13 protein-coding genes are annotated in these 15,471 nt (G+C 48.1%); 2 read left to right on the top strand and 11 right to left on the bottom strand.

The features are described from left to right. Positions 1-42: 42 nt before the first annotated feature. The 5 genes from pepF to CHH60_RS06765 form a co-directional block, all read right to left on the bottom strand. Positions 43-1,845 carry an oligoendopeptidase F gene (pepF, locus tag CHH60_RS06745; RefSeq protein WP_095358493.1) on the bottom strand — a complete coding sequence of 601 codons (1,803 nt, stop codon included), beginning with the start codon at positions 1,843-1,845 and terminating at the stop codon, positions 43-45. 179 nt (positions 1,846-2,024) lie between these two features. Beyond that, positions 2,025-2,384, bottom strand: coding sequence for a winged helix-turn-helix transcriptional regulator (locus tag CHH60_RS06750; protein WP_095287596.1), 360 nt, complete (start codon positions 2,382-2,384; stop codon positions 2,025-2,027). Between the two features lie 203 nt (positions 2,385-2,587). Continuing rightward, positions 2,588-3,151, bottom strand: coding sequence for a 6-phospho-3-hexuloisomerase (gene hxlB, locus CHH60_RS06755; protein ID WP_095358494.1), 564 nt, complete (start codon positions 3,149-3,151; stop codon positions 2,588-2,590). Between the two features lie 4 nt (positions 3,152-3,155). After that, the gene (gene hxlA, locus CHH60_RS06760; RefSeq protein WP_090993813.1) at positions 3,156-3,788 is read right to left on the bottom strand and encodes a 3-hexulose-6-phosphate synthase; all 633 of its coding nucleotides are present in this window, start codon (positions 3,786-3,788) and stop codon (positions 3,156-3,158) included. Between the two features lie 355 nt (positions 3,789-4,143). Beyond that, the gene (locus tag CHH60_RS06765; protein WP_095358495.1) at positions 4,144-5,226 is read right to left on the bottom strand and encodes a lactonase family protein; all 1,083 of its coding nucleotides are present in this window, start codon (positions 5,224-5,226) and stop codon (positions 4,144-4,146) included. Between the two features lie 214 nt (positions 5,227-5,440). Here CHH60_RS06765 and CHH60_RS06770 point away from each other — a divergent pair, with 214 nt between their 5' ends. Beyond that, entirely contained in the window at positions 5,441-6,373 is a 933-nt protein-coding gene (locus tag CHH60_RS06770) for an AEC family transporter (protein ID WP_095358496.1), read from the top strand. Here CHH60_RS06770 and CHH60_RS06775 read toward each other — a convergent pair. The 5 genes from CHH60_RS06775 to CHH60_RS06795 all read right to left on the bottom strand — a co-directional run bounded on the left by CHH60_RS06775 (position 6,348) and on the right by CHH60_RS06795 (position 10,432). Beyond that, positions 6,348-6,938 carry a DUF2062 domain-containing protein gene (locus CHH60_RS06775; RefSeq protein WP_095358497.1) on the bottom strand — a complete coding sequence of 197 codons (591 nt, stop codon included), beginning with the start codon at positions 6,936-6,938 and terminating at the stop codon, positions 6,348-6,350. The two genes, CHH60_RS06770 and CHH60_RS06775, sit on opposite strands and share 26 nt — an antisense overlap. A 56-nt stretch (positions 6,939-6,994) precedes the next feature. Then, positions 6,995-7,453: an OsmC family protein gene (locus CHH60_RS06780; protein ID WP_095358498.1), complete on the bottom strand. Its 459-nt coding sequence runs from the start codon at positions 7,451-7,453 to the stop codon at positions 6,995-6,997. Positions 7,454-7,474: 21 nt separating this feature from the next. Continuing rightward, on the bottom strand, positions 7,475-8,242 hold the full coding sequence (locus CHH60_RS06785; RefSeq protein WP_095358499.1) for a DeoR/GlpR family DNA-binding transcription regulator: 768 nt from the start codon (positions 8,240-8,242) through the stop codon (positions 7,475-7,477). A 145-nt stretch (positions 8,243-8,387) separates the two neighbouring features. After that, positions 8,388-9,518: an NADH-dependent flavin oxidoreductase gene (locus tag CHH60_RS06790; RefSeq protein WP_095358500.1), complete on the bottom strand. Its 1,131-nt coding sequence runs from the start codon at positions 9,516-9,518 to the stop codon at positions 8,388-8,390. Between the two features lie 236 nt (positions 9,519-9,754). Beyond that, positions 9,755-10,432, bottom strand: a complete 678-nt coding sequence (locus CHH60_RS06795) for an SOS response-associated peptidase (protein WP_095358501.1) — start codon at positions 10,430-10,432, stop codon at positions 9,755-9,757. 307 nt (positions 10,433-10,739) lie between these two features. On the opposite strand from CHH60_RS06795, the gene CHH60_RS06800 reads away from it, so the two are divergent. Next, positions 10,740-12,737: a beta-galactosidase gene (locus CHH60_RS06800; RefSeq protein ID WP_095358502.1), complete on the top strand. Its 1,998-nt coding sequence runs from the start codon at positions 10,740-10,742 to the stop codon at positions 12,735-12,737. A 115-nt stretch (positions 12,738-12,852) separates the two neighbouring features. On the opposite strand, the gene CHH60_RS06805 is transcribed toward CHH60_RS06800, so the two are convergent. After that, positions 12,853-15,399, bottom strand: a complete 2,547-nt coding sequence (locus CHH60_RS06805; protein ID WP_095358503.1) for a beta-mannosidase — start codon at positions 15,397-15,399, stop codon at positions 12,853-12,855. Positions 15,400-15,471 lie beyond the last annotated feature (72 nt).

Raw genomic sequence — 15,471 nt, forward strand, 5'->3', positions numbered from 1 at the left:
GGACAACCTTACTAGCCTTGTCCGTATACTATATGAACGTAATTAGGAATACAGACGTTCAAGTTCATCAACCAGACTGCCTACATACGCCACGGCTGCACGAATTGGTTCAGGTCCGGACATGTCCACACCCGCAAGTTTCATTAGCTCTTGAGGTGCGAGACTACCTCCTGCTTTTAATGCTTCGAGCCAGCGATCCACGGCAGGCTGTCCTTCCTCGCGAATCAGTCCGGCAGCTGCAGTCGATGCCGTCAAACCGGCTGCATAGGTGTAAGGATACAGACCCATATAGTAATGAGGCTGTCTCATCCAGGTTAGCTTCGCCCCTTCATCTACAACCAGGTCAGGACCCCAGAACGCGGAAAGAATGTTTCCTTTGAGCTCACTGAGCAGCTTGGCTGTAATCGGTTCATCCTTGGTCGCAAGTGCATATACTTGGCGCTGTAATTCACCTTCAAGCAGATGGGTTACGAAGTTATGGTAATATGTGTTGAGTAATTGCAAGATTACCCACCGACGCATTCTTGGATTGTCAGAGCGTTTTAACAGATGATCAGCCAGCAGCATTTCATTCATGGTTGATGGTGCCTCAATGAAATATAGAGAAGGCCTTGTATTGGTGATCCGCTGATAGCGTCCGGCAAGCATGAAATGTCCAGCATGTCCGACCTCATGAGCGAGCGTAAACGCACCACGCATATTGTTAGCCCATGAGATAAGGATATACGAATGCGCACCGTAAATGGATGAACAGAAAGCCCCCGTTGATTTGCCGGCATTATCTGCGTAATCTACCCAACGTTCGCTAAATGCCCGCTCCACAATTTCGCTGTATTCGGGTCCAAGCACAGCAAGCGCTTCGCGGATGAGCGTGCAGGCTTCCTCATATGTAATGATCGGACTGAATTCAGGATCCAGTGGAGCCTTGAGATCACAAAACATAAGCTTGTCCAGCCCCAGCTCGCGTTTCTTGAGAGCCGCAAGTTTGCGCATATGCGGTGCAAGTTCCTGCTGAATGATATCCAGAATATTGTTGTACATCTCTTTGCTAACTTGCTGCGGGCTAAGCAGCATATCGGTGACGTCGTCGTAACCGCGAAGCCTGGATAAAACAACCTGTTTCTTCACTTCGGTTGCATAACTTTCGGCAAAAGTATTTTTATAATCATTTAGCTTGGAGCTAAAGGCTGCATAAGCAGAACGGCGCAGCTTGGTATCAGAAGACATTTCGTAGTTATTTTCATAAAAAGACCAGGACAGTGGACGGTTGTTGTCTTCTCCATCCAGCGCATCGTCAAAAGTCATGTCTGCCAGTTTACCACGCAGGTAGATCCGGTATGGCGAATCCAATACCTCACCGAGGGAAGCCAGCACCTTCTCCGTCTCCGGTGAGAGACGATGAGCTTTTTCCTGAAGCAGAAGGTTCAGGCTGCGAGCATAGGGCTCCAGTCCGGGAAGTTCTGCAATATAGCGTTCCACTGTTCCCTCGGGAAGATCTGCAATTTCCGAATTGACAAAAGACAAGGAAGACGACAGAGAAGATAGGATATCTCCCGCTTTGGCCGAGTTCTCCATGTTTACCGGATTGGTACTATCCTCAGATTGTTTCAGTCGTGCGTAGGATGCGGTCTTCACAATCCGTTCCTGAAGTGCTTCACGTGCGTCCAGACAAGCCAGCAGCTGTTCGGCACCTTCGCCCAGACGTCCTTTGAACGTTTCAATAGCGACAGCTGCATCAGGAAGTGATCTGAGTTCCTGTTCCCACTCCGCATCAGTCCCAAACAAATCGGTCAGATTCCATGTCGACTCCTGGCTTACCTCGTCGCGTGTACGTATTTTTTCCATCTGTATATGTCCTCCTCCTTGCATTTCCAATATCTCTCATCGTATCATATTACGACCGTTTATACCTGACATCTCCCAAATTGAGACTTTGGGTTCAAGCTGATTCAAAATAAACCGCCGAGGTGTGGAATTATTCCATACCTCGGCGGTTTATTTGATTTAGGTTATTTGACTCTAAATTATTCTGATTTCCAGATTACATTTTCCCCGTAATTTTTGCCCCAATCGTACATGGCTCGCAGGACTGGCATCAGACTGTGTCCATGGTCCGTCAAGCTGTATTCTACCCGAGGAGGGACTTCTGCATAAACCTTGCGCTCAATCAGCCGATCTTCCTCCAGCTCCCGAAGCTGGTTCGTCAGCATTTTTTGGGTGATATGAGGGATCAATCGTTTCAATTCACTGAATCGTTTGGTTCCTTCCAGGCCCAGGTGCCACAATATAATAAGTTTCCATTTGCCGCCAATAACAGCAAGGGTCAATTCCTTCTCACAGTTGATTTCTTTCAGATTTATCCGTTCCTTGACTTCGGCTGCCATGGCTCCGAGCCCCCTTAGCTTACATTCTTATATCAATAGGTACATTATTCGATATAGCTTCTCTTAATTCTACTACAGCATGGCCCGGATGCATAGGAGACGTGATCCATCATCGTATAAAGCATGACAGAAAGGACCGGCTCCCCTCTTATATAAGGGACCCGGTCCTGTCTATGTTTACTTCAAGATCTATGAGCGATCTTCTATTCCAGATTTGCGTGACGGCCAAACATGTCCGCCCCGGTCATCTCTTTCATATCCATCAACGTGAGTACCAAAGCATCCATAGCAAGCAGCAATCCTTGTTCAAAAAGCGAACCCATCGGCTGAATCGTGACTGATGCGCCTGACGTTGCCGTGTCCTCTTTCGCTGATGCAGGCAGACGAACGACGGTGCTGGCCAATTGACCGATGGTGGACTCCGGCTTGATCGTGATCAGACCGACAGGAGCACCGGCTTTACTGGCCTTTTGAGCCATCGCCGCCAGACTGCCTGTTTCTCCCGAACCCGAGCATAACAGAAGGAAATCCTTCGGACTGATGCCCGGTGTGACAGTCTCCCCGACAACGAATACCCGGAAACCCATCTGCATCAATCTCATGGCAAAAGCCTTTCCCATCAAACCGGAGCGTCCAGCACCTGCCACAAAAATCTGTTCAGCAGCCAGAATATGCTCAGCCATCGCCTGCATCTCCGAATCGTCGATCTGGCTTAGTGTACGTTCCAGCTCCTTCAGAATATCAGCTGCGTATTGTCTGCTGCTCATTCCGTTACCCTTGTTGAACAAGACGTTGCATTTCAGCTGCAACTTTGGCTTTGTCTGCTTGTCCAGTGATTCCGCCGCCCACAATGACCAGATCCGGTTGTGCCTTGATCACTTCAGGCAATGTTTCCAGCTTGATGCCACCAGCTACAGCCGTTTTTGCGTTTTTCACAGCAGCTTTGATCGTTTGCAGATCTTCGAACGGGCTTTGTCCTTCAGCTTGCAGATCATAACCTGTGTGTACACAGATGTAATCTACGCCAAGAGAATCAACTTCACGAGCACGTTGTTCAAGGTTAGGTACGTTGATCATGTCCACAAGAACTTGTTTGTTTTGTTTCTTCGCTTCTGCTACTGCACCTTTGATCGTACTGTCATTGGTTGCCCCAAGCACAGTGATCAGATCCGCACCAGCTTCAGCTGCTTTCATGATTTCATAACCACCAGCATCCATAATTTTGAGGTCTGCAAGAACTTGCAAATTAGGGAATGCTTCTTTCATCGCTTTTACCGCGTGCAAACCTTCATTAATAACGATTGGTGTACCAATCTCAACGATATCAATATATTGTTCCACTTCTTTAACGAGAGCGATACCTTCAGGGATATTTACCAGATCGAGTGCGAGTTGCAATTTCATGATTCATTTCTCCTTTGTTGTTCAAGTATGAGTATTGCTGTATAGGATTCTAAATAATTAGCCTGCACCAATCAGCCTCTTCAGATGCATGCAACGTTTATTTTGGCTACTCATTCATTGTAGAGGCTGACTTTCCATTCAGGAAGTACGCACTTTGAAGTCAGGTAGTTACCTACACGATACTATTGACTAAATTATGTTGTTATACGAAGATTAAAATCAAAATCAATTAATCAACACTCTATAGAAGAAGTAGCGAAAACAAAACTCTTCCTTACATTAATAAAAATGCCCTGCCATAAGGCAGGGCATTTTTCCATGTATCTATACATGTACAACTGGATCTATATTCGGTTTAGAAATAAACAGGTTTTACACATACCGGTTTGGATGCACCTGTACTATGTCCTGTGTATTTCAAACGTCCGCTTTCTTGATCTACAGTGAACGTAACGATGTTGTTGGTATCACGGTTGGCTGCAATGAGCAATTTACCGTTCGGTGTCAATGCAAAGTGACGTGGATGTTCACCTTCAGCAGAAACGTGTTCTACCAGTTTCAGATGCCCTGTTTCAGCGTCTGCTGCAAATACTACGATGCTGTCGTGTCCACGGTTCGATCCGTATACAAAACGGCCATCATTCGATACGGTAATTTCAGCAGTTGTATTTTCAGCGCCCTCATAGCCATCCGGCAAGGTCGACACAGTGGATACTTCAGTCAACGTACCTGCTACTGCATCATAACGGTAAGACGTAATGGAAGAATCCACTTCGTTAATCACATAAGCGAACTGGCCATTCGGATGGAACCCCAAGTGACGCGGACCTGCTCCTGCATGGGTTTTTGTTTCGCTATGCAGCACAAGCTCATTGTTGTCAGCATCAATCGTGTAGATGGCAATCTTATCAGCACCCAAATCCTGTACCATCATGTATTTGCCATCAGGGCTGAAGAAAGCAGAGTGAACGTGGGGCTTGTCCTGACGCTCTGGATGTGCACCTTTACCCTCATGTTTTTTCTCGTCCAAAAGCGCTCCGACTTCACCGTTATCCGTCAACGATTGCAGACCTACCAGTCCACCGTGATAGCTGGAAAGGATCAGGTAACGTCCTGAAGGATCGCGCTGGATATGACATGGTGGAGCCGAGATGGAATCATTACGATTAAGCAAGGATAGTTTACCTGTGGAAGGATCAATGTTCAGAGCAACCGCTTCGGACATTTTGTTTCCCTCTGGAGACACAGCTTCCCCAATCGCATATACTTTGTTGTTTTCGGCATTAACGTTTACAAACGTTGGATTTTTCACACCCGAGATGCCGTCCAGCTTGCTTAAGCTGCCTGTATCCTCATTCAATTCATATGCGTAAATGCCCTCATTTTCCGCTTCGGCATAAGAGCCGACCAATACGAGCAAGCGTTTTGATTCACTCATTACAGTTTCCTCCTCTATGTGTATGTAGTCTAGCTGCACCTCTTCTATAATAAATCTGCCATATCAAAATAGCAATCCGTCAGCCCTCTCCACGCTCAACCTACAGGGGCTCATGAACGTTATCGGAGAAATATCATGCGGGTATTCATTCACGATTCAGGACAACTTCTGCTATGATTAGATAGGTTTTTCATCATGAAAGGACTGAATTCGGTTGCTGCAATCATTTCTGCTTACGTTGTATCATGTTTTTTTGCCCATATCCCTGCCAGTCATCGGAGGCATTCTGCTAAAGCGGTTCAAAAATTGGGATACCCGGTCACTATCAACCTTCTCCCTCTATATTCTGAGCCCTGCGCTTATCTTTGATACGCTGCTGCATGCCGAAATAACCTGGACGGACGTCACAGGCACGTTCTGGTTTTCCATTATTAATCTGATCGCGTTATGGGCGCTGGCCGAACTATTAAGCCGGATCTTCCACCTGGGTGCAAGCGAAAAAGCAGGACTCACCCTTGTCTCCACGTTTACAAACTGTGTGAATTACGGGCTCCCGCTCGTTTTGCTTGCCTTTGGACAACTGGGATTGGACAAGGCCTCGGTCTATGTGATCGGACAGATGATTATTGTGAATACGGTCGGTATCTTCTTCGCAGTCAGGTCGGAATTCACGGTCAAACATGCCATTTTGTCCGTATTCCGTATGCCGTCCATTTATGCCGCAGTCATTGCAATCGTGCTGCGGTCCACCAACATCAGTCTTCCTGAAGCTCTGGATGGAGGTATCTCGATGCTTGCAGCGGGCTATTCCCCGGTCGTGCTTGCCATATTGGGTGCACAGATGTTACGACCACGCGGTTCCGCCGAGCCATGGCAGCCTAATGTGCGGCGTGCTTTCTGGACTGGACTTGTCGTGCGTCTCGCTGCTGCGCCGGTATTATCTTACCTGATTCTCACCTCACTTCAGGTCGAGGGCACCTTATTTAGTGTCCTGCTGATTCTGGCATCCATGCCGACGGCAGTAAACGCAGTGATTTTGGCTGAACAATTCAATGCCTCACCTCAATTTGTGTCCCGCTGCATTCTATGGACAACCGCCGCATCCATGGTCATTCTGCCAGTTATGATTGTGATGTCTTCCGGATAAGCACGGGTGCTGGTCCAGGAGACATCGCCGCTAGGCGGCGCTTCTCCAATCTTCGTTCATGGCGACGCCGGAGAGCTCTGACGTAGAAGAATTTGACCACAAAATACGAAATGAACCCCAGAATCACGCCAAAGACAGACATGCCTGCAAGGATATCAAGCCCACCCAGCAATAGTTCGCTCAGCGCAGACCAGTTGCCGCGAAACAGCTCCATAAAAGCACTCTCGTGCACAGGGCCCTGTCCCATGCTGTGCGCTGGCAATATCCATGACCCGATCTGCTTGGCTAGCGGCATGAGCAAAATCGGCAGAAATGTCAGTTTTCCGATCACATTACCAACGATAGCAGCCGGAAGTGAACCGCCAGACAATCGCACAATGGGGTAAAACACGAGATAGATCAGTGATGCCGTGGAGATAACGATCAATTCGAGACCAAAGCCGATCGCAAATCCGGTGGAAACCTTATGTGCTCCTCCTGGAGCACGTAACAATTTAAGAAAATTCAGCTTCAACGCACGCGTTAAACGCACGAATCGGTTCGCTTTGCTTTTCTGTGAATTCATACCGAACTTCCCCTTATTTTACACAAATGACGGCTCGCGCCGTCTCTTCATTTCTTTTAGACTGTTTTAACATCAGCTGTGACAATAACAGGCTGCGTTTCGATGGTTACATTCCCTGCGACTGCTCTTGATATCATACAAGACTCTTCGGCCTTATGTGCAAGTCGATCCGCTTTGGTCAGCTCAGCCTCTGTTGCATTAGACTGAAGCACAATGCGTGGTCGATGCACGATTCGTTCATACGTAAAAATATTATTGGTGACATCCACTGTTGCTTCCGACTCCAGTGTCAGCTCATGCGGTCTAATATCCGAGCGTTCCAGCATGGCCGCCAGGGTAATTAGATAACAGGTAGAGGCTGCACCCAGCAGCATTTCATCCGGATTGGTTCCTGTACCTGGCCCCCCCATCTCCTGTGGGATGGATATGACCGATTTTAATCCTCCAGCATCAATTGTTCCCTCACTGTTACGTCCGCCGTTCCATACGGCTTTCAGATGAAAAGGATGTTTCATTTCACTCATTCCTTTCTATAACTACACTCGTTTACATGGTATGGATTGTTCGTTTAGTGCGCTAACAAGCTCTTCGTTCAACCCCACATCGGTAATAACCTGTGTCACACTGCTGAGTTCTGCAACTCTCGTAAAAGCCTGTATATCGAACTTGCTCGAATCGGCGAGCAAAATAACTTCATCCGCAATACTGATCATCTTCTGTTTCACGAGAGCCTGTAATTCGTTCGATTCACTGATGCCTTTGGTCAAATGCACCCCTTTGCAGGACAGAAACACCTTGTCCACATGATAGGCATCCAGTGAACGTTCAGCGAGCGGGCCTACAAAAGACAATGACTTGGAAGCAAGCTGCCCTCCCGTTGCAATAACCCTGATCTGTTCCTTGCTGCTTAGTTCAGCGGCCACCTTGATGGAGTTGGTCAATACGGTCAGCTGAATATTCGGCAGCCCTGCAGCCATATACCATGCCGTTGTGCTTGCATCCAGTGCAATCCGGTCGCCTGGCTGTACCATTTTGATGGCTTCTTCGGCTATTCTACGCTTTTCTTCAGCATGTGTAATCGCCCGTTCAGGATAAGGGATCTCCGCTTGTCCTTCTTCTTTGTATTTTACGCTTACCGCACCGCCATGGGATCTTCTAAGCCTGCCAGCTTGCTCCAGTTTGTCCAGATCGCGGCGAATCGTCTCCTCCGTCACCCCGCAGCGCTCACTAAGCTCGGTTACACGCATGCTTCCCTGAGCATCCACCCATTCCACAATTTTCTCATAACGTTCAGCCACGAGCATTATTTCTTCACTCCAAACCGTTGATATCCAAGATGAATCCTGTACATCCCATCATACCACAGTGCTACCTGAAGGAGAATTTTATCGGGATGAAGAACGTGCAAAAAGAGGGAGCCTATGCTCCCTCCGTCATTGCTGAGATGTATTATTTATCGTCTGCCAAAGGGAACCAGCCCGGTGTGTTAATGATAGCATTCCACAATCCGTCAGGGATAACCAGACGCTCTTGATCCGCTTTTGTCAAAACGGTCTCGATATCCTCTTCGCGTCCGCTCTCGATTTTTTCTACCCAATCCGGTTCAATAATCAACTCACGTCCGATGGCAAGCAGTGGCACGCCAGTTTGAAGAGCTTCCGCTGCCTCGTCTGCCGTATGGATTGCACCTACACCAATAACCGGCAATTTGCCGCCTACACGGTCAAGGATAAATTCCATTCTGGAACGGGTATCAGCTTCGCCCCGGCGTGGTTTGGACCAGAACTCGTTCAGGGATACATGCAAGTAATCCAGATTTTTTTCTTTCAGTGCATCAATGAGTGCGTAAGTCTCTTCCATAGTCAAACCTGGTGTTTCCGGTTCTTCAGGAGAGAAACGGTATCCGACAATAAACGGAAGCTTGGTATGTTTCGCAACAACCTTATTCACTTCATCCACTACAGCCAGCGGGAATGTCAGGCGTTTCTCAATGCTGCCACCCCAGCGGTCTTCCCGGCGATTGGAATGCGGAGAGACGAACTGCTGGATCAAGTAACCGTTCGCACCGTGGATCTCTACACCGTCGAATCCGGCTTCAATGGCGCGACGTGTCGCTTCACCGAAATCGTTGATGATGGACGTAATCTCTTCGTCAGACAGTTCTCTCGGTTGAGGAGATCCTGGACGTTCACTGGCAACTGCACTCGGTGCTACCACTTGACCAGCGGGTACAGCTTGTTCCGGAGTGAGACGTCCGGCATGGAAAATCTGAAGTACTGCTTTGGAACCTTGCTGCTTGATCGTGTCGGCGAGGCGTTTCAAGCCCGGAACGAAGCTATCGTCATAGGCTGCAAATTGCGCCGGAAATCCGATACCGTTCGGTGTTACATACGTTACGGCAGTCACGGACATACCTGCACCGCCAGTGCGACGAGCATAATAAGCCAGTTCAGCATCCGAGACGGTACCGTCGGGATTCGAGGACATATGAGTCATAGGAGCGAGTACGATCCGGTTTTTGAGATTAATGCCGTTTGGTAGTGAAACTTGTTCAAACATTTGGCTATACTTTGGATTCATTCGTGGTTCCCTCCTGATTATAATATCTCTTTAAATAGATATATGAATACGTATTTCGATTACTGTAACCATTATAGTTACTATTACTCCATATTTCAACTTTTCATTTTCAAATCTTTTTGGACGGTTCAATTCCTTCATTTATTAAACACATTCACGCCGCATCAAGCTCACAGCAAAAAGGGCGAAGTGACATCCTACACTCCGCCCCATGGATCGCCATCCACCAAATGCGTTTAGAAATTGCGTACATATGCGAGTTTCAGATCCATCTCTTCCACACATTCATAACAATCATGTTCATCATTAGCTACCATAGGTGTCACCGGGTACAGGTTCATATCTGTCGTATTGTACGATTTGAGAAGAGGCAGCAGCTGTGTTACCCGTGTATTAGCAGGGTCAAGCCATGTGTTGATTTCGTCTTCCGAGAGAATCGCCGGCATTTTGCTCCCGAACTCCCGGGTCACCATGTTGGCACCAGTCATTAGCATCGTACAGGTGCGAAGCGGTTCCTTGCGGGTGTCTTTCCAAATTTCATATAATCCTGCGATACCAAACAACCCCCGGTCCGGCATTACCACTCGTACCGCATAGCTTTTTTTGCCTTCCTTGCGCCAGTAATACAGTCCATTACATGGGATAACGCACCGTTTCGTTTCCACCAGTTTGTAGTAGGATGGGTTCTCATGCACGGTCATCAGGTTGGCATTGACGGCATCACGCCCCCAGAACGGAATAAATCCCCAGCGAAACTCGTCCAATACCCGTTCACCGTCCTGATGCAAAATGATCGGCGTATGCTGCGTCGGACTAATGTTATAGCGGTTCTTGTAATAGTACATCACGCGTTCAATCTTAAAATGGTCCCTCACTTCATCCAGATCAGCTGCCAATGAAAAACGATTGCACATGCTCAACGCTTCCTTCCCTGTGTGAATTTGAATGTATTGTTTGTAATTAAAGGGAAATTATGCATGGCCATATGCAAAGAATTAATGCGTAACCACTGCGTACAAGACATTACATTTCGAGACACTTTTGAAAATGACAAAATGATGCTAATGATCACAACATGATGTTATACTCCACTGAAAACATCCATTATACAATGAGTTAGAAGCACCCTACGTTCATAGGATGGCGTTGCTGATATGACCGTTTCAAGCATATGAACTTCATATGCCGTTTACTATTTCGACAACAAAGGAGCTAATTCATATGGAATTCAACCGTCCCGTTCGAATGGGCGTCGATTATTATCCAGAGCATTGGGACTCTGAGTTATGGGAACAGGATGCCCGTTTGATGGCCGATAGCGGTGTACACATTGTGCGTGTGGGTGAATTTGCGTGGAGCCGTATGGAGCCTGCGGATGGGCAGTTCGATTGGAAGTGGCTTGATCAGGCGCTGGATATTCTGCATAGTCAAGGTTTAGAGATCATCATTGGAACACCCACCATGACACCACCACGCTGGCTCACTGAGAAATGTCCGGATATTCTGCCTATCCTTCCCAACGGTCAACGATACCACGAAGGGGTTCGTGGCCACCGCTGCTATAACAGTCCGAGCATGAGAACGTACAGTGCACGCATCGTGCAGAAGCTGTCTGAACGTTATGCCAAGCACCCGGGAGTCGTGGGCTGGCAAACAGACAATGAATTCAGCTTCACGGATTGCCAGTGTCCCGCCTGTGCGGACGCTTTTCGCGAATGGGTTCAAGCGCGTTACTCGACGCTGGAACAAGTCAATCAACGCTGGGGTACGGTGGTGTGGAGTGGTGAATACAGTGATTGGGAACAGATTACACCGCCTTATGGGGGTTCCAACTTTCAGAATCCTTCTTTCTTGCTGGACTATTCCCGTTTTCAGTCGGATTCCATCGTCGCCTTTCAGCAGATTCAGATAGACATCATTCGCCGCAATTGTCCTGACCATGCGATTACGCATAATTTCCATAGTTATCCGCAGAAGGCGGATCAATATAAAATTGCAGCAGAGCTCGATTTCGCTTCTTTTGATTATTATCCGAATCCATCACCAAACAAAACCGAAACGGCACCATACAGTGGAGCGCTGTCTCTAGATCTGACACGTGGCATCAAACGCCGCAATTTCTGGATTATGGAACAGCTAAGCGGACCGCCAGGATGCTGGTTTCCAATGTGGCGCGCCCCACGTCCGGGTTTTCTGCGTGCTTACTCGTGGCAGACCATAGCCCGCGGAGCAGATGCGGTTGTGCATTTCCGCTGGCGGAGTGCTGCGGTAGGAGCGGAACAGTTCTGGCATGGCCTTATAGACCACAGCAATGTGCCCGGCCGGCGGTTTAAAGAATTCCAGCAGCTGTGCACGGAGGTGAACAGACTCGGCGAGCGTCTGCAAGGTTCAACTCTGGACAATGAAGTTGCCATCCTTCATTCGCATGAGCAATTATACGCCCTGCATATTCAACCTCAGGCTGAGGGATTGAACTACTACGAAAATATAAAAGTATGGCATCGTGCCTTGACCAAATTGGGAATCAGTACAGATGTCATCCACTCTTCCGCATCACTGGACGGCTATAAAATCATTATTGCTCCTCATCTGTACCTCCTGGACGAGGCAACCGCAGAGCGACTCCAGGCATTTGCAGCTGCAGGAGGAACCCTGATCCTTACACATCGTTCCGGCGTTAAGGATGACCATAATGTATGTGTGATGGCCCCGCTGCCGGGCTTGTTGTCCGCTTGTTCCGGTGTGAGAGTGACCGAATATGACCCGGTAGGCGGTGACACCATCACGATTCGGGATGATCAGGGCAATGAATATGCTGCATCCCAGTGGGCAGATGTACTTGAACTCGATACGGCACAACCTGTTGCTGTATATGCGGATCAATTCTATGCCGAAAGTGCAGCCGTTACGCGAAACCAGTGGGGTGAGGGTGAGGTCTATTACATAGCCACCCAGCCGGAAGAGGCCTATTTGCGCAAGTTACTACGAACGATTGGGGACAAACGCAAGCTTGCGGGAATTGAAGCCCTACCTGACGGGGTACAGATCACCACCCGGACAGGTCCGAAAGGATCATTTCGTTTTATTCTGAACTTAAGCCCCGAGACTGTTTCCATTCAGTTGAATGATACCTATACGAGTGCACTGGACGGTCTAATCAAGGAAGATCAGCTGCTAATGGACCCGTTTGACCTTGAAATCCTCGAAATCGAAAAATAAGAAGCATCCACTAATGGTGTTGTGAGATAGAGAAACTAAAAAAAGGCCTGGGTACACGATATGTGCGCCCAGGCCTTTCACATTTGTTTATTCAATAAATTAATAATAAGTACACTTAAAGTTTAATAAAATCCGCCATCGAACGAACCTCAATCGCACCAGTTTCCGAGGCAGCACCAGCATGCTGTAATCCTTCTCTGGACGTGAACTTGACCTTCACCGGAATGCCTGGAATGAGATCGAAGAAGTTATCGGAGAACACACCTTCAGCTTCTGTAGAGATCCATACCTGTTTAGCCAGGGTGTCACTCTCCAGAACCACATATGAACCATCGGACTCCTGCACTTCAGTCACCTGGATCGCAGCTTGCTTCAAGCCAAGATCCTTCGATGGTGCAAAATAGTGTTCCTGTACAATGTCTGCGTGACCCTTCTGCTTCAGTTCCAATCGCAACAGGGTTGCTGCCGCATCGCGGCCTTGGAGCCAGTCGGCGTTGTTCAGGGTCAGGACCTGTTTACCGGAATTCGACTCCAGACTCACTGCGTGCTCTTCCTCCCGGTATACCGTACCATCGAACCCTATGAGTCGCACTTGCAATTGACCCTCTACCGGCTGCAGCTGATCCGAAATCAGGTATACATCCGTTCTGTCTTCCTTCGTACCATCCACCGAGACCAGTACGTCACTGAAACTGCGTTTGGCATAATACTGCAAGGCCTTCCAGTTACCGAAGTAGTCCATGCCTGCCCAGGAAGCGACCGGCCAGCAATCATTCATCTGCCAGTAGAGTGTTCCCATACAATAAGGTTTACGGCGGCGATGTGCCTCAATGGCTGTTTTCATTGCTTCAGCCTGAAGCACCTGACTCATGTACAGGAAGGATGGGAAGTCCTTCGGTTCATGCATGTACATGTCCATATACTGCTTGATCAGACGGTTACCTGCACCGTTCTTCTGGTGTGCTAGCATCACTTCGGATTCCAGTGCCAGATCTTCTTCCTCCGCATATTTGCGAACAGATTTGTATTCCGGGAACGACTGGAATCCATATTCGCTCATAAAACGGCCAACGTAAACGTTGTAGTTTTCAAATGGTTCAACGCTGTGCCACACGCCCCAGTAGTGAATATCTCCTTCCGACGTTGATGGATTAGCATGCTGCTTGTCATCACCCGTCAGTGATACGAGTGGCGAAGAAGGCCAATAGTCCACACCTGGCGCATAGGCTTCAACCACTTCCGGAAGTAGCTCATGGAAAATGGCTTCATAATCTGCCCAGATCTTCTCGCGCTGTTCGGCATTATAATCCTTTTTCCAGCCCCAGCCACCGTCTTCAATGTAATGAGCCCAAGCCGAGTCGATTTCGTTATTTCCGCACCATAGTACGATGCTTGGATGATTGCGCAAACGTTTCACATTATCGATGGCCTCATGTCTCACGCTGTTCAGGAACGCCTCGTCACCCGGATACATGCTGCATGCAAACATAAAGTCCTGCCAAACCAGCAAGCCATACTCATCGCATAATTCATAGAACACATCTTCTTCGTAGATACCGCCGCCCCATACCCGAAGCATGTTCATGTTGGACTCGGCTGCTGAGACAATCTCATGTCGATAACGCTCTGCCGTAATCTCCGTAATAAAGCTGTCATTTGGAATATGATTCGCGCCTTTTGCAAAGACGGCAACACCGTTCAATTCAAAGTAGAAAGAAGCTCCAGCTTCATCCTTGTCCCGCACCAGGCGAATAGATCGAAGCCCTGTCTTAACTGTCGAATCGGCCAGAACCTGTTCTCCCTTGAGCACTTCCGTAACAAAGGAGTACATATGCGGATCACCTAATCCCCGGCTCCACCACAGCTTCGGTTCGTTAATCGAAACTGAAATTTCGATCGTTTGCACCCCTGCCTGAAGCGAAGCAGCCTGTTCCCATGTCTGACCATCCGTACCAATACGGATAATCGTTTCAATCGGGTTGAACGTTTCAACTTCCACGATGGCCGTCAGCGAGGCTGCGGAAGCGGTTACTTCATTTTGCCGGATGAATACATCATTGATTTTCACTTCGGACCAGCCTTCCAGACGCGCTTCACGCCAGATACCACTGGTTACGAAGCGGGGACCCCAGTCCCAACCATAGTGATAAGGTGCTTTCCGGGCAAAAATACTCACTCGTTTATCACCAAGTCCACCGACATCGGACTGGTCATTGGATGCAGGCAATGCATAACCCAACTTCTCAAGCTTGGGCAGATCTTCCTGGATCGGTGACCGAAAACGAATTCGGAGTACGTTACCACTGGCCTTCACAATGGACTTCACATCCACATTCCACACGCGGAACATGTTGTCAGCAGATAATACGTGCTGGTCATTCACATATACATCCGCATATGTATCGAGACCGTCAAACACAATCTCCAGATGTTCCTGTGATAACAAATCCTCGTTGATATCAAAAACTGTCCGGTATTCCCAATCCTTCTTGTCAATCCACTGAATCTCTTTCTCGTTCGTTCCATAAAACGGGTCCGGAATCTTATCCAGTTTCAGCAAATCCGTATGCACACAGCCGGGCACCTGAGCCGGCAACCATTCTTGATCCTCACATGCCTTGAACGTCCAATTTTGAAAAATCTGTGATTGTATTTTACTCATAACAGCCTCCGTTTATCGATGAAGTGTCTTAAGCGAAACGATTTGTTAGGTTTTGTTATTAAATTATCGAAT

Origin of the sequence: Paenibacillus sp. 7523-1 (assembly GCF_002276415.1) — a bacterium.
Taxonomy (GTDB): Bacteria; Bacillota; Bacilli; order Paenibacillales; family Paenibacillaceae; genus Paenibacillus; species Paenibacillus illinoisensis_A.